The following is an 18745-nucleotide window of genomic DNA, read 5'->3' on the forward strand; positions in this document are numbered from 1 at the left end:
CTCAGGGCGCCAGCGTGAGCGTGGCCTTGCCCGCCGTCTGGACCTGCTGCTTGCTGTAGGCCCAGGTCAGCATCTGGCCGTTGGCCCACAGCTGCATCTGGTCGTCGTAGTTCGCGCTGAACGCGTGCCCGGACGCGCCGCCGATGTTGATCCACCGCGAGGCGTCGAAGTCGGACAGGTCGACGATCATGCGCATCGACGGGGCCTCGTCCACGGTGAAGCCGTTGGCCGCGTCCCAGCTGGACGCGTCGACCGCCGCGCTGCCGCCGCTCAGCTCATAGGGGCCGCGGTTGAGCAGCCAGTGGACCGCGCCCGAGGCGATGTTCGAGTTGTCCGTGCCGAGGGTGCGCTCCTGGAGCTCCAGGGTGTGGATCCGGCCCCAGCTCCAGGTGCTGATGTCCTTGCCCATCAGCGAGGTCAGCTGCTTGCGGGCGTCGACCATGGCCTGGGCCAGCAGGTTGTCCCGGCCGGAGTACTGCTTGCCGGTGGCGTCGGTCCAGTTCCACCACTCGCTGTTCGGCTGGTCCAGCAGCGCGCCGACCACGGTGGTCCACTGGTCGTTGCCGTCCGGCTGGGCGGTGGCGTCGTCGCGCAGACCGCAGGTGCGGACGCGCTGCGGCTGGCCGTTGACGTCGTCCGCCGGGAGGCCCTGCTGGCTGGCGGGCACCACCATGATGCAGTCGGTGGTGGAGCGCACGGCCGCCGGGAACTTCTGGTCGAAGGCCAGGTGCAGCAGGTTCGACCAGACCGCGTTGTAGTAGGCCGCCGCCGCAGATCCCGCGTCCTGCTGGAAGTTCCAGCCGCGCAGCAGGTCCTGGGCCTGGGTGTAGTAGGAGCCGTTCAGCTTCACGTTGAGCAGGTACGGGACCAGGGACTTGGCGAAGACGCTGGTGTCGTCCTCCTGGATCGAGGCCATGTCGTCCGGCGAGATCTTGCCGCCGCCGTTGAGCTTGCCCTGGATCAGCGTGTCGATCTGCTTGGCGCGGGTGCCGTAGTCCCAGTCATTGGTGATCAGGTACGGGTAGTTGGGGTCCACCGCTGCCTGGTTGGCCGTCACGATGTAGCCCTCGGGCGGGTTCTCCACCCACGGCAGCGCGTCGAACGGCACATACTGGCCGGTCCACTTGTAGCGCGAGTCCCAGCCCGGCTGCGGGTAGGTGCCGTCGTCGCCGGAGATCTTCGGGCGGATCGGGACCTGGCCCGGCATCTGGTAACCGATGTTGCCCTTGGTGTCGGCGTAGATCAGGTTCTGCGCCGGGACCGAGAAGTCCTTTGCCGCACCGCGGAACTCGCCGAAGTTCTGCGCCTTGTCGAGCTCGAAGACCGCGTCCATGGTCTTGTTCGGCGTCAGCGCGGTCCACTTGAGCGCGATCGCGTAGCCGCCGCCACGCGGGGGCGCGGCGCCGTCGACGGGTGCGCTGGAACCCGCGGCCTGCTCCTGCGTGCTGTGGTCGGAGATGATCGGCATGCCGTCCTGGGTGGACCTGACGGTGATCGTCTGCGGCGAGCTTCCGGCGACCGGGATGGTGACCTGATGGGTCACCAGCGGGATGTTCTTCCCGTCGTAGAGGTAGGTGCCGTCGCTGTTGACCTGCTCCAGGTAGAGGTCCTGGACGTCGCTGCCGACGTTGGTGAACCCCCAGGAGACGGTCTGGTTGTGGCCGATGATCACGCCGGGCATGCCGGGGAAGGTGAAGCCGGTGACGTCGAACGGGCACTGCGCGTCGACCGTGGTGCAGTGCAGGCCCATCTGGTACCAGATGGACGGCATCTGCGGCGACAGGTGCGGGTCGTTGGCCAGCAGCGGCTTGCCCGTGGTGGTGTGCGCGCCGTCGACCACCCAGGAGTTGGAACCGATGCCCGCCGCGCCGGGGCGGCCGAGCATGGTCGGCAGCGCGGAGAGGTTGTTCCCCAGCGCCTCCGCGGCCGTCTGCGCGCCCTGCGCCGCGGTGCTGCCACCGGCCGTCTGGTACGACGCGTTGGTCGCGCCGCCCGGCTTGCTCGACGTGCCCGAGGAGTTGGACCCGTTCGACGAACTGGAGCTCGACGAGCCGGAGTCGGAGGTCACCGGCGCGGTCCGGGCGCCCTCGGCCGGCGTGTAGGTGCCGTCCTTGACCTCACCGGTCTTCAGGATCGTGCCGTTGGTGGTGTACGGGTACGACGGGTAGAGCTGCGAGATCTCCTGCGAGGTGAACGTCCCCGACAGCAGCGAACGGTCGATCTCCTGCTGCATGTTGCCGCTCAGGTCCCAGGCCATCGCCGTCAGCCAGGAGACCGAGTCGACCGGCGTCCACGGCGCGGGCTTGTAGCCGCTGTGGGCGACGCCCAGCAGCGCGTACTCCAACGAGGCACCGGCCCCGCCCGGGTGCTGCTTGAGCCACGCGTTGACGCCGTCGGTGTAGGCGGTCAGGTAGTCCTTGGTGCTCTGCGAGAGCTGGGTGTCCCACTCCTTCTGCGCGACGCCCTGCCAGTCCATGGTCCGGATGAAGGCGTCGGTCTGCAGCTGCCCCGCGCCGAACATGGACGAGAGCGTCCCGCCGGTGATGTGACGGTCCACATCCATCTGCCAGAACCGGTCCTGCGCCTGCACGTAGCCCTGGGCCATGAACAGGTCCTCGGGGCTGGACGCGTAGATCTGCGGGATGCCCGAGGAGTCACGGATCACCTGGACCGGGCCGGTGACGCCCTGGAGGTGGATCGTGCCGGTGGTCTGCGGCAGCGACGCGCGCACCTGGCGCACGCCGTACCAGCTGCCGAAGGCGACGCCGCCGACGAGCAGCAGCACGACCAGCACCACCATGAGACGAAGACGGCGGGACTTCTTGGGGCGCTTGGGACGGGAGGAGCGGGGCATCAGGGTCCTTGTGAGGGGCAGTGACTTTACCGCGGCGTACCGCGCGAAGCGGCGGTGCTGACGCTAACACCCGAAGCGGAACCGATGACGCGCGGCGGTCGCGCCGCGAGCGGAGCGGCCGTGCGAGGCGGGTGCCGGGCTGCTGCCTGCCCAGAGCCCGCCAGGCAGCTGCCCGGGGCCTGCCTAGGGCCTGCTCGCGGCCTGCTCCCGGCCTGGTCGAACAGCGGCGGAGCGGTCGCCGACCGCTGCCGGACACCGTGTCCGCGCAGGTGACCACCCTTTGGACCGGTCGGAGAATACGCCGTCAGATCGGTAAAATCTTGCTCCAGACAAGTGGAAGCAACGATTCTGCTGTGAACCCCCGCTGCCCTCCGGGAAGCGGCAGGCCCAGCGCGCGAGGTGCCCCTGCGTGTCCGTCCACCGGCTCGACCTGCTCCTCCTGCTGTTCTCCCTGGTGTTGCTGGTGGCCGTGGCCGCGGTCCGGCTCTCCTCCCGCAGCGGGCTCCCCAGCCTGCTCCTCTACCTGGGCATCGGCGTCCTGCTCGGCCATGACGGCATCGGCAGCATCACCTTCGACAACGCCGAGCTCACCCAGGTCCTGGGCTACGCCGCGCTGGTGGTGATCCTGGCCGAGGGTGGCCTGGGCACCCGCTGGACCGACATCAGACCGGCCGTGCCGGCCGCCGCGGTGCTCGCCACCGTCGGCACCGCGATCAGCGTCGGCGTCGTCGCGATCGGCGCGCACCTGTTCACCGGGGCGGACTGGCGCGTCTCGCTGCTGCTCGGCGCGGTCGTCTCGTCGACCGACGCCGCGGCGGTCTTCTCGGTGCTGCGCCGCGTCCCGCTCCCGTCGCGGCTGAGCGGACTGTTGGAGGCCGAGTCCGGGTTCAACGACGCCCCCGTGGTGATCCTGGTCGTCGCCTTCGCCACCTCCGGGCCGGTCGACTCCTGGTACGTGCTGATCGGCACGGTCGTCGGCGAGCTCGCCGTCGGCATCGTGGTCGGCCTGGTCGTGGGTCGCCTCGGGGCGCTGACGCTGCGCCATGTCGCGCTGCCCTCCTCGGGCCTCTACCCGATCGCGGTCGTCGCGCTGACGATCCTCGCCTACGCGGGCGGCGCGCTGCTGGACGGCTCCGGCTTCCTCGCCACCTACATCTGCGCCCTGCTGCTCGGCAACGCCCGGCTCCCCCACGGTCCGGCCACCCGTGGCTTCGCCGAGGGCCTGGCCTGGATCGCGCAGATCAGCATGTTCGTGATGCTGGGCCTGCTGGTGAACCCACGCACCATGGGCGACGCGATAGTCCCGGCGCTGGTGGTCGGCCTGGTCCTGGTGCTCGCAGCGCGTCCGGCCTCGGTCCTGCTGACCCTGACGCCGTTCCGGATCGCCTTGCGCGAGCAGGCGCTGCTGAGCTGGGCCGGGCTGCGCGGCGCGGTGCCGATCGTGCTGGCCACGATCCCGGTGGTGCACAACGTGCCGGGAGCGGGCCAGCTGTTCAACACGGTCTTCCTGCTGGTGGTGGTCTTCACCCTGATCCAGGGCCCGACCCTGCCCTGGGTGGCCCGTGCCCTGCGGATCTCCGACTCCGCCCACGCCGACGACCTGGAGGTGGAGTCGGCCCCGCTGGACCGTCTTCAGGGCCACCTGCTCTCCGTCTCGGTCGGGCCCGAGTCGCGGCTCGGGGGCGTCGAGATCCACGAGCTGCGCCTGCCGAAGGGCGCGGCGGTGACGCTGATCGTGCGGGACGGAGAGAGCTTCGTCCCCGGACCGACCACACTGCTGCGGCACGGCGACGACCTGCTGGTGGTGGCCACCGACCAGGTCCGCGACCGCGCCGAACGGCGGCTCCGGGCGGTCGACCGCGGCGGCAAGCTGGCCGGCTGGCTCAGCGGCAGCCGCACGGAGTACTGAGGCTCACACCCCCGATCAGTGGACTTCTCCACCCGGAATACCGCATCATTGAGGATCGTTAGCACTCATAGCCTTAGAGTGCCAGGAGGAAACAAGTGCCGACGTACCAGTACCAGTGCACCCAGTGCGGCAGCGGTCTCGAGGCCGTGCAGAAGTTCAGCGACGCCGCGCTGACCGAGTGCCCCGAGTGCGGCGGCAAGCTGCGCAAGATCTTCTCGGCGGTGGGCGTGGTCTTCAAGGGATCCGGCTTCTACCGGACCGACAGCCGCTCGTCGTCGTCCAGCAGCATCTCCTCCTCGGGCTCGTCGTCGAGCTCGTCGAGCTCCGCAGGATCGTCGTCCACCGGGTCGTCGTCCTCGTCGAGCTCCTCCACGGGCTCGTCGAGCTCGTCCTCCGGCTCTGCGGGTTCCGCGGCCTGAGCCCGGCCCTGGGTCCGACCCGGCCAGGCTGCACAGAGCTGCATGACAGAGGCGCGTGCCTCCGTCATGCAGCTCACCCTTTTGAGGAGAAGTTCTCCACAGCCCGGAGTTGTCCACAGGCTGTGCGGTCCCTCCTGGTTCTGGTCCTCGCCTCGCGGCAGCGTTGTCCTCGCAGCGAAGAACAGCTCCGAGGAGGCCAGCATGTCCCTGTCGATCCCGCCCACGAACTGCATCGCCGCGTTCCCGCCCATCCGCGCGGGACGCGGTCGGCATCGGCTGCCCGGTCCGGTGCGGCGGCGGCCGGGGCCCGTCGCCGCCGGGCTGCTCGTCGCGGCGACGACACTGGCCGTCGGTTCGTTGCGGCAACCCCCAGGGCCGGGTGAATCGGCGCCCACCGCCGGAGCGCGCGCCCATGCGCAGACGGGTGCGTTTCCGCAGGTCGCAGCCGAGCCGCCGCCCGCCGCACCGCCGCACGGCTGAGTGGGGCTACTACTTGTCGCCGTGGTGCGGCGGGGTCTCGCTCAGGTACCAGTCCAGGTCGCGGCGCTGCGACCCCTCGGTGCGCTCCTCGCCCCAGCCCGCGTCGCTGTCGTCCTTGCTGCGCCCGGTGACGGGGTCGTCGAAGACGATCCTGCGCTTGGCCCTGGTCTGCTCGTCATCCTTGCCGCTCATCCCTCCAGGGTAGGCGGCACGGATACGGACGCCGAAAGGGAGAGCCCCCGCTCCGCCTGGGGCGGAACGGGGGCTCTGTGGATCTTGGCTCTGGGGATCGGATCTTGGGCTCTGAGGATCTTGCTACGCGGCCTCGAAGCCCGCGTGGTCGGCGATCTTGCGGAGTTCGGCGAGCGCGTGCTTCTCGATCTGGCGGATGCGCTCACGGGTCAGGCCGTGCTGCTTGCCCACCTCGGTCAGCGTCCGCTCGCGGCCGTCCTCCATGCCGTAGCGGGAGCGGATGATCGAGGCGGTGCGGTCGTCCAGCCGGTCAATGAGCCGTTCCAGCTCCTCACGACGCATCATCACCATGACGGCGTCCTCGGGGGACTCCGCGCCGGTGTCCTCGACCAGGTCGCCGAACTGGGTCTCGCCGTCGTCGTCGACGGTCATGTTGAGGCTGACCGGGTCGCGCGCCCAGTCCAGCACGTCCTTGATCCGCTCCTCGGTGGTGTCCAGCTCGGCCGCGACCTCGGACGGCTCGGCCTCGCGCCCGAGCTCCTTGGACTTCTCGCGCTGGACGCGACGGATCCGGCCCAGCTCCTCGACCAGGTGGACGGGGAGGCGGATGGTGCGTGACTGGTCGGCGATCGACCGGGTGATCGCCTGACGGATCCACCAGGTGGCGTAGGTGGAGAACTTGAAGCCCTTGCCGAAGTCGAACTTCTCGACGGCGCGGACGAGTCCGGCGTTGCCCTCCTGGATCAGGTCCAGCAGCGGCAGGCCGCTGCGCGGGTAGCGACGGGCGACGGCAACGACCAGGCGCAGGTTGGACCGGATGAAGATGTCCTTCGCCCGCTGCCCGTCCGCGGCTATCGCACGCAGCTCGTCCTCGGTGGCGTCGCCGACCGTCCGCCCCTCGTCGAGAAGGTGCTCGGCGAAGACGCCGGCCTCGATCCGGGTGGACAGCTGTACCTCCTGCTCCGCGTCAAGAAGCGGGGTGCGCGCGATCTCGTCCAGGTACATACCGACGAGGTCGCGGTCGGCCTCACCTGCGGTCGGCCGCACGGAGCGACTCCGATCGGCCTTGTCGCGGACGACGGCACGGGTGGCCATACGTACTCCCTCGGGGACGTGACGGGCCTGGCTGGCCCGTACCTGGGAACTGCTTACGTAACGACTCAACGACGAGTTCCGAAGAAGCATTCCCGAAGTGGTGTTTTTCTTCGTCGATAGCAGTATGCTGGCGGGTTATTCCCGATCATCGACGCAGCGTCATCGGCCGATCACGGCGGGGCTGGCGTCCGGTTCTGTCACTCTCTGAGACGATTGTCCGCCTGGCGTTGGTTCCCCGCGCGACGAAATTGGCGACGAAATCGCGGTCGCCGACTCCGTGGGCCGGAGCCGATCAGAGTCGAGCAGAGGGAGCCTGACGTGCGGGAATGGCGCCTGTGGGCGGGCGCGGCAGTGTTCCTGCTGCTCTTCGGCGTCGTGCTGGCTCTCGTCGAGGTGCCCTGGCAGCCGCTGCTCCGGTTCGACCTCTCCGTGGACCAGCACCTGCACGACACCGCCCTGCGCCACGCCGCCTGGACCGGCTCGATGCGCACGATCAGCGCGGTCCTGGAGCCGACGGTGCTGCGGGTGGTGCTGGCCGGGGTGATCGTCTGGCTCTGGTGGCGCGGCGCGCGGATCGCCGCCGTCTGGGCGACGGCCTGCGGAGTGGTTCAGGCCGCGCTGGAGGTCGGGCTCAAGGACGCCGTGGCTCGCCCCCGCCCGGCGCTGCCGCATCCCGTGGCGGTGGCCACGGACTGGGCGTTCCCGTCCGGGCACGCGATGACGGCGGCGACGGTCCTGCCGCTGCTGGTCGCGATGGCCTGGCCCCGGCTGCTCCGACCTGCCGCGCGCGTCCTGGCCGCGACGGTGGCGGGCGGGCTGGTGCTGCTGGTCAGCTGGACCCGCATCGGGCTCGGCGTGCACTGGCCCAGCGATGTGCTGGCCGGCTGGTTCCTGGCCGGGTTCACGCTGTGCGCGGTGACGGCGGCGGTCGACACCTGGCGTCCCGGCCGGCGTGACGCCGAGCTCCGTGGCCTGCGCCCACGCGCCTCCCAGCGGGTCCAGCGAAGCACGGCGGACCCGCTGTGAGGCGGAGGAGGCGGGCGGACCAGCCGGCGGACCAGCAACTCTGCGCGCACTGACAGAGCGTGGGCACGCAGTGGGCACTCGGCGGGCACTCAGTGGGCGCTCAGCGGTGCAACTCCTGCTCGATCGTGTTCAGTTCGGCGTCACGGGCCTGCCGCGCGGCGCGGCGCGGGTGGAACACCCAGGCGCGCAGCAACACGAAGCGCACGACCGTGGACAGCCCGTTCGCCGCCACCAGCCAGACCAACTCCACCAGGTGCGACGCGTGCGGCGACACCGCGCCGGCCAGCGCGAGCGCGAGCGTGCTCAGCACCAGCCCGATCAGGAACGCGATCCCGCCCTCGACCTGGTGCCGCAGCCCGTCCCGGGAGCCGGTCACCCCGAAGGTGAAGCGGCGGTTCGCGGCGGTGTTGGCGATGGCGGTCACGAACAGAGCGACGGCGTTGGCCAGTTCGGCCGGGGCCGCCTGACGCAGCAGCAGGTAGAGCACCAGGTACGCGAGGGTGCTCAGCACGCCGATCACCGCGAAGCTGGAGAGCTGCCACCGCATCCCGGTCGGCAGCTGCGCCCGGCTGACACGCGGCGGGACCGGCAGTCTGGTGGCGCCGGAGAGTGCCTTGCGGCCCACCCGCCACATGCCCTTGAGGTCGTCCTTGACGGTCCGCACGATGTCGACGCGACTGTCCGGGTCGTCGATCCAGTCCACCGGCACCTCGTGGATCCGCAGGCCGCTGCGCTCCGCGAGCAGCAGCAGCTCGGTGTCGAAGAACCAGGTCTCGTCCTCGACCTCGGCCAGCAGCGCCTGCACGACCTCGGTGCGGGCGGCCTTGAAGCCGCACTGCGCGTCGGAGAACTTGGCCGCGAGGGTGGCCCGGAGCAGGAAGTTGTAGGTCCGCGAGATGATCTCCCGCTTCGGCCCCCGGACGACGGCGGAACCTCGGTGCAGCCGGGACCCGATGGCCAGATCGCTGTGCCCGGACAGCAGCGGCGCGACCAGCGGGAGGAAGGCCTCCAGCCCGGTCGAGAGGTCGACGTCCATATAGCTGACGACGTCCGCGTCGCTGCTCCCCCAGACGTGCCGCAGCGCGCGGCCGCGGCCCTTCTGGTCCAGGTGCACGAGCCGCACGTCCGGTAGGTCCGCGGCGAGCTCGTCGGCGACCTGACGGGTGCGGTCGGTGCTGGCGTTGTCCGCGATGGTGATGCGGAAGCGGTAGGGGAAGTTCTCGCGCAGGTAGCCGTGCAGCGTACGGATGCTCTGCGCGAGGACATGCTCTTCGTTGTAGACGGGGACGACCACCTCGACCAGCTTGGTGGTGGTGCCGTCCCTTTCCGTTCCTGGAGGGGCGGACTGCGCCGCGAAGCGCGCCGCCAGCGCGGGCGAATGGTTCATGCCCAGAACTGTTCGCCGACGCCCTGTGCTGGAGCTGTGCTGCGCGTAGGCGCAAGGTAGGCGTTGGCGGCCGAACGGGCGGCGCCCCTGCCCGGCTGGGAGAATGGATGCGCCCGACCGTCGCACGCTGTGCCACGACGCAGGGAGTCACCCGTGAGCGTGAGCGAACGTCCTCGTACCTGGCCCGCGCTGGAGTTCGCGGAGCTGGCGCCGATGGTCGACTACCTGAACCGGCTGGTCCAGGTCGGCGGCAAGTACTCCCTGGACGAGCCGTTCGAGGTCGGCTGGGGCGACATCGTGCTGGAGTGCACACCGCGCGGGCTGCGCACCCGCACGTACCGCACCGCGGGCGCGACCTTCACGGTCCACCACCGTCTGCTCGACGGCGACGTGGTCATCGAGGCCGACAGCGGCACCCGCACGATCCCGCTGACCGGCGATCCCCGCGCCCCCGGTTCCGTCGCCTCGTTCTACACCGCGTTCTGCACGGCCGCCGCCGAGCTCGGCATCGCGCCGCCGCCGAGCCCGCTGATCTGCGAGATCCCCGGCGCGCCGCCGACCTTCGACGACGACCATGCCGCGCGCACCTGGGACGCGGACGCGGCGCGCCTGATCTGGCAGGGCTTCGACCTCGCCGCGCACGGGCTGGAAGCGTGGCAGGCCCCGTTCATCGGGCACCGCCCGCGGGTCGGCGTGATGTGGGGCGGCTTCGACCTGTCCGCCACGCGCTTCCGGCACCAGCCCACGAAGCCGGTCGCGGACCGCCCGTCGTTCATGCAGAGCGGCGAGCTGTACGCCTACGTGTCGGTGGGCTTCTGCTTCGACACCACCCGCGGCGCTGACAAGGATCCCGCTGCGGAGCGCATCGGCCTGTACGGGTACATCTGGCCGCAGCCCGACGGCCTGGACGGCCGGAGCTGGGGCGTCGAGGGCGCAGCCTGGCGTCCGGACCTCGGCCTGGTGCTGCTGCCGTGGCCGACGCTGCGGCGGCAGCCCGATCCGCACCAGGCCGTCGTCGCCTTCGGCGACGCGGTGTACGACGCCGCCGTCGCCACGGCGGGCTGGCCGGCCGACGCCCTCGGCCCGCGCGTCGACGGCTGGCACATGAGCAGGACGCCGCCTCCCGGTTGAGCCCCGCGCTGTCAGGGCGTGCCTACGTCCTGCTCCTCAGTTCACCCTTGAGCACCTTGCCGGAGGCGTTCCGCGGCAGTTCCGTCACGAAGACGACGTCCCTCGGCACCTTGTAGTTCGCCATCTCCCGCCTGCACCAGGCGATCAGCTCCGTGCCCGCCTCGGCGTCGGCCGCGCTCCGTGGGACCACGAAGGCCCGGCCCACCTCGCCGAGGCGCGCGTCGGGGACGCCCACCACCGCCGCGTCCGCGACGAGCGGGTGTCGGGTGAGAACCCGTTCGATCTCCGCCGGATAGGCGTTGAAGCCGCCGACGGTGTACATGTCCTTGAGGCGGTCCGTGATCCGCAGGTTGCCGTCGGCGTCCAGGACGCCGACGTCGCCGGTGCGGAGCCAGCCGTCCGGGGTGAAGGCGTCGGCCGTGCCCGCCGGGTCCTCGAAGTACTCGCGCATCACCGTGTAGCCGCGGACCTGGACCTCGCCCGGCGCACCGGGCGGCTGGTCCTTGCCGTCCGCGTCGCGCACGCGCACCTCCACGCCCGGGATGGCGCGGCCCGAGGTCGCCGCCACCGTGTCCGGCGCGTCGTCGCGGCGGCACATGGTGACCATGCCGCTGGACTCGGTCAGGCCGTAGGCCGTCAGCACCGTGGCCAGGCCGAGCTCCTCGCGGATGCGGGTGACCAGCTCCAGCGGGACGACCGCCGCGCCGGTGACGGCGAGGCGGAGCGAGGACAGGTCGTGGCGGTGGCGCGCCGGGTGGTCCAGCAGGGACTGGTAGATCGTGGGCGCGCCCGGCAGGACGGTGACGCGTTCGGTGGAGATCTTGGCCAGTACCGCCTCGATGTCGAAGACGGGCTGCGGCAGGATCGTCGCGCCGCTCATCAGGCAGGCGAGGATGCCCGCCTTCCAACCGAAGGTGTGCGTGAACGGGTTGACCACCAGGTAGCGGTCGCCCTCGACCAGCCCGGCCAGCTCCGCCCAGGTGCCGAAGGCGCGCAGGGTCTGGACGTGCGTGGTGACCGCGCCCTTGGGGAGGCCGGTCGTGCCGGAGGTGAACATGATGTCCGCCGGGTCGTCCGGGCGGACCGCCGCGATGCGCTCACGGACGGCGCGTTCGGGTATGTCCGCGCCACCGGCCAGGAAGTCGTGCCAGCCGAGCAGCCCCTCCGGGACGGCCTGCGGCCCGCTCTCGCCGAGCAGCACGGTCGTCCGCAGGTCGGGCAGCGGGCCTGCGGCCTTCAAGGCCGCGACGTAGCTGACGCCGAGGAAGTTGGGGGTGACGAAGAGCATCCCGGCCCGTGTCCGGCGCAGCAGTTCGGCCGCCTCGCCGCCCTTGAGGCGGGTGCCCAGCGGAACCAGGACCGCGCCCGCGCTGACCGCGCCGAGCGCCGCGACGACGTAGTCGGGGGTGTTGGGCGCCCAGATGCCGACCCGGTCGCCGGGACGCACCCCGGCAGCCATCACGCCCGCGGCTGCCCGCCGTACCCGCTGGGCGAGTTCGCGGTAGCCGACCCGGGTGCGCGGGCCGACGACGGCCTCGGCGTCGCCGTAGCGGTCACCCGCCCGTTGGACCAGCTCGGCGATCGTTCCCCACTCCTGGTCCGCTCGCATCGGTCCGCCCTCCGCCCGACTGCCGCAATATGACTGCACGTCAGATTAGGGTGGCGACGGCCTTCCCGGAAGGGTGCACGACGCCTATTCTGACGAGGCGTCAGATAATCAAGGACGCACCGGTTCAAGCACACACCGCCGGGGCGCGGGGAGAGCGGGGGCAGCCATGCTCAAGGACCGCACGGCCATCGTCGGCATCGGCCAGACACGCTTCGCCAAGCACCTGGAGGAGTCCGAGAAGGCCCTCGCCTGCCGTGCCGTGCTGGCCGCGCTGGCGGACGCCGGGATCGAGCCGCACGAGGTGGACGCGCTCGCCTCCTACACCATGGAGGAGACCGACGAGGTCGAGCTGGCCAAGGCCATCGGCGCGGGCGACGTCACCTTCTTCTCCCGGATCGGCTTCGGCGGCGGCGGCTCCTGCGCCACCGTCGCACACCTGGCCATGGCCGTCGCCACCGGACAGGCCAGCGTCGGCGTCGCCTGGCGCAGCCGCAAGCGCGGCAGCGGCAAGCGGCCGTGGACCAACACCGCCCAGCAGCTGCCGACCCCGGCCCAGTGGACCCGGCCCTTCGGCCTGCTGCGCCCGGCCGACGAGATCGGCATGCTGGCCCGCCGCTACATGCACGAGTACGGCGCGACCCGGGACCACCTCTTCAACGTGGCGCTGGCCTGCCGCAACCGGGCCAACCAGAACCCCGACGCGATCATGTACGACCGGCCGCTGACCCGCGAGATGTACATGGACGCCCGCTGGATCAGCGAACCGCTCTGCCTCTACGACAACTGCCTGGAGACCGACGGCGCGCTCGCCTGCGTCGTGGTCAGCGCCGAGCGGGCGCGCGACTGCCGGACCAAGCCGGTCTACCTGCACTCGGTGGCGCAGGGCCTGCCCGCGCAGCACCACGGGATGGTCAACTACTGGAACGACGACCCGCTGACCGGCCCCGCCTGGGCCGCCGCCCGACAGCTGTGGAAGACCGCCGACTTCGGCCCCGAGGACGTCGACGTGGCGCAGATCTACGACGCCTTCACGCCGCTGATCCCGCTCTCCCTGGAGGGCTACGGCTTCTGCGGACGCGGCGAGGGCGCGGCGTGGACGGAGGGCGGCGCGCTGGAGCTGGGCGGACGGCTGCCGATCAACACCGGCGGCGGCGGGCTCTCCGAGGGCTACGTCCACGGCTTCAACCTGATCAACGAGGGCGTCAAGCAGCTGCGCGGCAGCTCCACGGCGCAGGTCCCCGACGCCGGAACATGCCTGGTCACCGCGGGCGAGGGCGTGCCCACCTCGGCCCTGCTGCTGCGCGCCTGAGCCCCGGAAACCCTTCGACTCGACGAGAGGATCCGCATGGACACCCTGACCGCCGACGGCCTGCTGCTGCCCTGGCCCGACGACGACGGCGAACCGTTCTGGGAGTACGCCCGGCGCGGCGAACTGCGGATCCAGGCCTGCGCGGACTGCGGGCGCCTCCGGTTCCCGCCGCGTCCGTGCTGCCCCCACTGCGGCAGCTTCGAGGACGAGTGGCGGCTGATGTCGGGGCGCGGGCGGATCTGGTCCTACGTCGTCGCCCATCCCCCGCTGCTGCCCGCCTACGCGGAGCGTGCTCCCTACCCGGTCGTCCTGGTGGAGCTGGACGAGGACCCGACCGTCCGCCTGGTCGGCACGGTCACCTCGTCCGTGCGGCGCCCCAACGCGCCGTGGGACGCGGTTCCGCCGCAGCGACTGCGGATCGGAGCGCCGGTCCAGGTGGTCTTCCAGGCGATGACGCCGGAGGTGACCGTCCCCCGCTGGGCGCTGTGCACGGGGTGAGCCCCGAGGGACGAAGAGCGAAGAGCGGAGTCAAAGCCGCTCCCGTCGCGAACTCCTGCAAACGGGTGAAACAAGGTAAAGAGCGCCGACCTCGGGAACAATGCGTTTCTTCCCGGTGAACTAGCTACGCTCCTGACCGTACTCTCGTCTGGATGGGTTACAGTCCAAGGTCGTCCGTGCCGCGTTCCGCAGCGTTCGCACAGGCCCGTAAAGAGGACCAGGAGCCATCGTGACCAGCAAGCCCGTCGAGCTGCCCGACGACTGGGCGGAGACGCCCGTGACCGTCGTCATGCCGACCTACAACGAGATCGGCAGCCTCGAGGCCACTGTCGAGCAGGTGATGGCACTCAAGCTGCCCGGCCTGCACCTCAAGATCGTCGACGACAGCAGCCCTGACGGCACTGGTGAGCTCGCCGAAAAGCTCGCCCAGCGCCATCTGTTGGACGGCAAGCCGCGCATCAGCGTGCTGCACCGCAAGGGTAAGGACGGCCTGGGCAAGGCGTACGCCGCCGGTATGTCCCTGGCCGTCGAGGAGGGTGCCCACTTCGTCGTCCAGATGGACGCCGACGGCAGCCACCCCGCCGAGGCCATCCCCCAGATGCTCGGCACCGCACTGGCCACCGGCGCCGGTCTGGTCGTCGGCAGCCGCTACGTCCCCGGCGGCGAGCTCGCCGACGAGTGGGGCTGGCACCGCCGCCTGCTGTCGCGGTGGGCCAACACCTACGCCGGGACCATCCTCTCCACCCGCGTCCGGGACATCACCGCAGGCTTCAACCTGTGGAGCGCGGAGACCATCCGCGCGGTCGACCTGGCCACGCTGGAGAGTGCCGGCTACAGCTTCCAGGTGGAGCTCAAGTTCCGTGCCGTCCACGCCGGTTTCAGCGCGATGGAGGTGCCGATCCGCTTCGAGGAGCGCCGCGCGGGCGAGTCCAAGATGAGCTTCGCGGTCCAGCTGGAGTCGGCCGTGGTGCCGTGGCGTCTGCGCCTGCGGGCCCGCAAGCACAAGCGCTGACACAGACGGCGGGTGCCGCCGCGTAGAGTGACGGGCATGACTTGGCTCGTCACCGGCGGTGCCGGCTACATCGGTGCCCACGTCGTCCGTGCGATGGTCGAGGCAGGCCACGGGGTGGTCGTCCTCGACGACCTCAGCACGGGCGACGTGGCGCGTCTGCCCGCGGACGTACCGCTGGTCGTCGGCTCGACCCTCGACCGCCCGCTGCTCGGCACCGTGCTGCGCGAGCACGCGGTGGTCGGGGTGCTGCACGTCGCGGCGAAGAAGCAGGTGGGCGAGTCGGTCGAGCAACCCCTGCGGTACTACCGGGAGAACGTCGAGGGCCTCCGCGTCGTGCTGGAGGCCGCGGTGGACGCGGGCGTGGGCCGCTTCCTGCTCTCCTCCTCGGCGGCGGTCTACGGGATGCCGGACGTCGACCTGGTCACCGAGGACACCCCCTGCCGCCCGATCAGCCCCTACGGCGAGACGAAGCTGGCGGGCGAGTGGCTGGTCCGCGCGACCGGCCGTGCGGCCGGCATGGGCACGGTGTCGCTGCGGTACTTCAACGTCGCGGGTGCGGCGGCCCCGGAGCTGGCCGATCCGGGCGCGTTCAACCTGGTCCCGATGGTCTTCGAACGCCTCGACGCGGGCGAGCCGCCGCGCGTCTTCGGCGACGACTACCCGACCCCCGACGGCACCTGCATCCGCGACTACATCCACGTCGCGGACATCGCCTCCGCGCACGTCGCCGCGGTGCGGCGGCTCACGGAGCGGCCGGACAGCACCGATCTCGTCCTCAACATCGGCCGTGGGGAAGGCGTTTCGGTCCACGAGATGCTCGCCGTCATCGGCGAGGTCACCGGCCTCGACACCACCCCCGTCGTCACCCCCCGCCGCGCGGGCGACCCGGCCCGCGTCGTCGCCTCCGCCGAGCGGATCGCCCAGGAGCTGGGCTGGAAGGCGAGGTTCGGCGTCGCCGAGATGGTCTCCTCCGCGTGGTCCGGCTGGCGCCGGCAGCACCCTGCGCAGAGCTGAGGTTTGCACTTACCTCAGGGGCGCGGGGAACTGCGCGAGTAACCACCCTGTGCGGATGGCCCTGCGCGTTGAGGACCATCCGCATGCGGGTGGCTTATCGCGCCCACGCGGCGGAGCCGCACATCAGCAGAGCCCCGCGCCCCTGGGTAGTGCAACTTGCTGCGGTAGGCGCATATCAGCGGAGCCCCGCGCCCCTGACGCGCAGCCTTACGGCTGCTTGGTCGCGGTGCCGAGCGCGGCGTCCAGCGCGTAGACGCAGTGGTCCTTGCTGAAGGCGAAGACCTTGCCGTCCGCCGCGACCGGGGTGCCGGTGATCTCGCCGCCGGTGTCGAGCTTCCAGCGGAGACGGCCCGTGGCCAGGTCGAGGGTGTGCAGGGAGTGGTCACGGCTGCCGACGTGGACGAGGCCGTCCGCCGAGGCGGGGACGCCGGCCAGCTCCGCGCGAGCGGCGTAGCGCCAGTGCTCCGCACCCGTGCGGGCGTCGAACGCGTGGACCGTGTCGCCGCTGCTCACCAGCAGCACTCCCCCGGCGAGGACGACCGGGTCCGCGCCCTGGCGACCGCCCGTGCGGACGTGCCAGCGCAGTGATCCCGTCGCCGTGTCGAGGGCGAAGACGGTGCCGAGGTAGTCGGCGAAGAAGACCCCCTCCTCGGTGACCACCGGCGAGGTGAACAGCGCGACCGGGGCGTCGAAGCGCCACCGCTCCTGGCCCGTGGCCTCGTCCAGGGCCAGCACTCTGGTGCCGTTGCAGACGTGGACCACGCCGCGGTGGAGCACCGGTCGGGAGGGGACGTCCTCGCCGAGCGGCAGCGCCCACTGCAGCTGACCCGACGTCAACTCGACCGAGCGGAGCCGACCGCCGCCGTAGTAGTAGACCGAGTCGCCGAGGACGCAGGGGCCGGACAGGCTGTTCTCGTAGTCCTGCTGGGCGTCCTTCGCCTGCCACATCTCGCTGCCGTCGATCGCGGAGCGGACCTGGACGCCGCCGCCGCGCGTGCCGGCGACGATCGCGCCGCCCGCCGCGTCCAGCGTGTAGGTCCAGCCGTCCAGTGCGACGCGCCAGCGCTCGCTGCCGTCGGCGGCATGGAGGGTGAACAGGTTCGGACCGTCGGCGGCGTGGACGCGGCCGTCCGCGACGGCGAGCGCCCAGGCGACGTCGCCGGTGCGGAAGCGGCGGCGTCCGCTGGCGATGTCCAGGGCATGGACCTCGAAGCTGGTGACGTAGAGGACGCCGTCCGCGACCACCGGCGAGCCCCAGACGTCGTGCGACATCCGGAACCGCCACGGCCGCCACGGAGCGGCTTGGGCCGCCTGCGCGACGTGCGTGGGCTGGGCGGCCGGCTGAGCGGCGGGCTGCGCCGCCTGCTGGGCCACGGGCGCGGGTGCGGCGTGGGCGCCGCCCTTGCGGACCCAGCCGGTGCCGGGCGGCATGACCGGCGGGGCGGGCTCACCGGCCGGGACGCGGACCCCCGGTCCGATCGGCGAGGGGACTCCGGGCAGGAGCACCTTGGGCGCGGCCTCGGTACGCGGGTCCACCCCGGTCGCGCCGACGGGCGCGGCCACCGGAGCGGGGACGGGCGTCGGAGCAGGCCCGGGATCCGGAATCGGCGCCTGCGCCGGAGGCGGAGGCGGGGTGCGACGGCCGCGCTTGGCGTCGATCAGGGCGAGCGCCGACGGGGGCAGCCACTCGCGGGAGTCGTCCTCGCCGCCGTCGCCGCTGGCGTACAGGTGCGGGCCGAGCTCGGCCGCGATCTGGGCCGGGGACGGGCGACGTTCAGGGGCTGGGCGCAGGCAGGCCTTGACCAGCGGCGCCAGGTCCTGCGGCAGGCCGGAGAGGTCCGGCGACTCGCGCAGCAGCATGAAGACCGTCTCCACCGGGTTGGCCCCGTGGTACGGCGCGTGCCCGGTGGCCGAGAAGACCAGCAGCGAGCCGAGCGAGAAGACGTCCGAGGCGCCGGTGACGCCCCGGCTGTCCCTGGCCTGCTCCGGCGACATGTACGCGGGCGTGCCGACCGCCACGTTCGTCATGGTCAGCCGGGTGTGCGAGACCCCGGCCGCGATGCCGAAGTCGATCACGCGCGGGCCGTCCTCGGTGACCAGCACGTTCGACGGCTTCAGGTCACGGTGGACCAGCCCGGCCGCGTGGATCGACTGGAGCGCCTCGGCGATCCCCGCGATCAGCCAGCGCACGGTGGCCACCGGCAGCGGTCCGCACTCGGTGACCAGGTCCTCCAGCGACGGCGCCGGAATGTAGGCGGTCGCCAGCCACGGCACCGCCGCGTCCGCGTCCGCGTCGACGACGGCAGCGGTGTAGAAACCGCTGACCGTCCGCGCCGCCGCGATCTCGCGGGCGAAGCGCACCCGGAACAGCTGGTCCTCGGCCAGCTCTCCCCGCACCGTCTTGATGGCGACTCGGCGCCCCGCCGCCGAGCGCGCCAGGTACACCAAGCCCATCCCGCCCGCGCCGAGCCGGCCCAGCACCTCGAAGGGCCCGATCCTCCTCGGATCGTGCGCCGTCAGCTGGTCCACGTCCTCAGCACCTCCCCGTTGGGTCACATCCGCGCCCACCCGGGGGCGCACACTGATTCTCCACGGCGGACCCCCCTGCGGACCAACCCATCCGGCAGGACATCAGCCACAACACCGCAACAGTCCGCGCAACGGGACGCAACGGTCCGGATCTTCGACCGTCGTCACACCCCGATCACACCCTCCATTGCACCCGCCAGAGCGGGACTCTGCGGCATCCGGTCGGCCTTCGTCACGACTCGCTGCCAAATACAACGGAATGCCCTCACAACCGGTGGTCA

At 71.5% G+C, this 18745-nt stretch carries 15 protein-coding genes; 9 read left to right on the forward strand and 6 right to left on the reverse strand.

Going from position 1 to position 18745, the window contains the following annotated elements; all coding sequences use genetic code 11:
- Position 1 precedes the first annotated feature (1 nt).
- On the reverse strand, positions 2–2854 hold the full coding sequence (locus tag I2501_RS33335; protein WP_196196763.1) for a penicillin acylase family protein: 2853 nt from the start codon (positions 2852–2854) through the stop codon (positions 2–4).
- Between the two features lie 409 nt (positions 2855–3263).
- On the opposite strand from I2501_RS33335, the gene I2501_RS33340 reads away from it, so the two are divergent.
- From I2501_RS33340 to I2501_RS33350, 3 genes are all read left to right on the forward strand, one after another.
- Positions 3264–4763 carry a potassium/proton antiporter gene (locus I2501_RS33340; protein WP_328806650.1) on the forward strand — a complete coding sequence of 500 codons (1500 nt, stop codon included), beginning with the start codon at positions 3264–3266 and terminating at the stop codon, positions 4761–4763.
- Between the two features lie 95 nt (positions 4764–4858).
- Entirely contained in the window at positions 4859–5182 is a 324-nt protein-coding gene (locus I2501_RS33345; RefSeq protein ID WP_196196762.1) for an FmdB family zinc ribbon protein, read from the forward strand.
- Positions 5183–5383: 201 nt separating this feature from the next.
- Positions 5384–5662, forward strand: a complete 279-nt coding sequence (locus tag I2501_RS33350) for a hypothetical protein (protein ID WP_196196761.1) — start codon at positions 5384–5386, stop codon at positions 5660–5662.
- A gap of 9 nt (positions 5663–5671) precedes the next feature.
- Here I2501_RS33350 and I2501_RS33355 read toward each other — a convergent pair whose 3' ends face one another.
- Complete coding sequence (locus I2501_RS33355; protein ID WP_196196760.1) at positions 5672–5854, reverse strand: hypothetical protein; 183 nt, start codon at positions 5852–5854, stop codon at positions 5672–5674.
- Between the two features lie 123 nt (positions 5855–5977).
- Positions 5978–6949, reverse strand: a complete 972-nt coding sequence (locus I2501_RS33360; RefSeq protein ID WP_196196759.1) for a sigma-70 family RNA polymerase sigma factor — start codon at positions 6947–6949, stop codon at positions 5978–5980.
- Positions 6950–7267: 318 nt separating this feature from the next.
- Here I2501_RS33360 and I2501_RS33365 point away from each other — a divergent pair, with 318 nt between their 5' ends.
- Complete coding sequence (locus I2501_RS33365) at positions 7268–7975, forward strand: phosphatase PAP2 family protein (protein WP_196196758.1); 708 nt, start codon at positions 7268–7270, stop codon at positions 7973–7975.
- A 100-nt stretch (positions 7976–8075) separates the two neighbouring features.
- On the opposite strand, the gene I2501_RS33370 is transcribed toward I2501_RS33365, so the two are convergent.
- Complete coding sequence (locus tag I2501_RS33370; RefSeq protein ID WP_196196757.1) at positions 8076–9362, reverse strand: bifunctional glycosyltransferase family 2/GtrA family protein; 1287 nt, start codon at positions 9360–9362, stop codon at positions 8076–8078.
- Positions 9363–9515: 153 nt separating this feature from the next.
- Here I2501_RS33370 and I2501_RS33375 point away from each other — a divergent pair, with 153 nt between their 5' ends.
- Positions 9516–10493, forward strand: a complete 978-nt coding sequence (locus I2501_RS33375) for a DUF5996 family protein (protein ID WP_328806649.1) — start codon at positions 9516–9518, stop codon at positions 10491–10493.
- A gap of 22 nt (positions 10494–10515) precedes the next feature.
- Here I2501_RS33375 and I2501_RS33380 read toward each other — a convergent pair whose 3' ends face one another.
- The gene (locus tag I2501_RS33380; RefSeq protein ID WP_196196756.1) at positions 10516–12102 is read right to left on the reverse strand and encodes a FadD3 family acyl-CoA ligase; all 1587 of its coding nucleotides are present in this window, start codon (positions 12100–12102) and stop codon (positions 10516–10518) included.
- Positions 12103–12268: 166 nt separating this feature from the next.
- On the opposite strand from I2501_RS33380, the gene I2501_RS33385 reads away from it, so the two are divergent.
- The 4 genes from I2501_RS33385 (at position 12269) to galE (ending at position 15935) form a co-directional block, all read left to right on the forward strand.
- On the forward strand, positions 12269–13411 hold the full coding sequence (locus I2501_RS33385) for a lipid-transfer protein (RefSeq protein WP_196196755.1): 1143 nt from the start codon (positions 12269–12271) through the stop codon (positions 13409–13411).
- 36 nt (positions 13412–13447) lie between these two features.
- Positions 13448–13909: a Zn-ribbon domain-containing OB-fold protein gene (locus I2501_RS33390; protein ID WP_196196754.1), complete on the forward strand. Its 462-nt coding sequence runs from the start codon at positions 13448–13450 to the stop codon at positions 13907–13909.
- Between the two features lie 289 nt (positions 13910–14198).
- Positions 14199–14921, forward strand: a complete 723-nt coding sequence (locus I2501_RS33395; protein ID WP_196196834.1) for a polyprenol monophosphomannose synthase — start codon at positions 14199–14201, stop codon at positions 14919–14921.
- 36 nt (positions 14922–14957) lie between these two features.
- Entirely contained in the window at positions 14958–15935 is a 978-nt protein-coding gene (gene galE / locus I2501_RS33400) for a UDP-glucose 4-epimerase GalE (protein ID WP_196196753.1), read from the forward strand.
- Between the two features lie 207 nt (positions 15936–16142).
- Here galE and I2501_RS33405 read toward each other — a convergent pair whose 3' ends face one another.
- Positions 16143–18464, reverse strand: coding sequence for an outer membrane protein assembly factor BamB family protein (locus I2501_RS33405; RefSeq protein ID WP_196196752.1), 2322 nt, complete (start codon positions 18462–18464; stop codon positions 16143–16145).
- Positions 18465–18745 lie beyond the last annotated feature (281 nt).

It is taken from the genome of Streptacidiphilus fuscans (assembly GCF_015690355.1).
GTDB lineage: Bacteria > Actinomycetota > Actinomycetes > Streptomycetales > Streptomycetaceae > Streptacidiphilus > Streptacidiphilus fuscans.

Excerpts from the sequence above, each read along its gene's own strand:
- I2501_RS33335 (WP_196196763.1), bottom strand. The coding sequence starts at position 2,854 with ATGCCCCGCTCCTCCCGTCCCAAGCGCCCCAAGAAGTCCCGCCGTCTT.
- I2501_RS33350 (WP_196196761.1), top strand. The coding sequence starts at position 5,384 with ATGTCCCTGTCGATCCCGCCCACGAACTGCATCGCCGCGTTCCCGCCC.
- I2501_RS33355 (WP_196196760.1), bottom strand. The coding sequence starts at position 5,854 with ATGAGCGGCAAGGATGACGAGCAGACCAGGGCCAAGCGCAGGATCGTC.
- I2501_RS33360 (WP_196196759.1), bottom strand. The coding sequence starts at position 6,949 with ATGGCCACCCGTGCCGTCGTCCGCGACAAGGCCGATCGGAGTCGCTCC.
- I2501_RS33370 (WP_196196757.1), bottom strand. The coding sequence starts at position 9,362 with ATGAACCATTCGCCCGCGCTGGCGGCGCGCTTCGCGGCGCAGTCCGCC.
- I2501_RS33380 (WP_196196756.1), bottom strand. The coding sequence starts at position 12,102 with ATGCGAGCGGACCAGGAGTGGGGAACGATCGCCGAGCTGGTCCAACGG.
- I2501_RS33385 (WP_196196755.1), top strand. The coding sequence starts at position 12,269 with ATGCTCAAGGACCGCACGGCCATCGTCGGCATCGGCCAGACACGCTTC.
- I2501_RS33390 (WP_196196754.1), top strand. The coding sequence starts at position 13,448 with ATGGACACCCTGACCGCCGACGGCCTGCTGCTGCCCTGGCCCGACGAC.
- I2501_RS33395 (WP_196196834.1), top strand. The coding sequence starts at position 14,199 with ATGCCGACCTACAACGAGATCGGCAGCCTCGAGGCCACTGTCGAGCAG.
- galE (WP_196196753.1), top strand. The coding sequence starts at position 14,958 with ATGACTTGGCTCGTCACCGGCGGTGCCGGCTACATCGGTGCCCACGTC.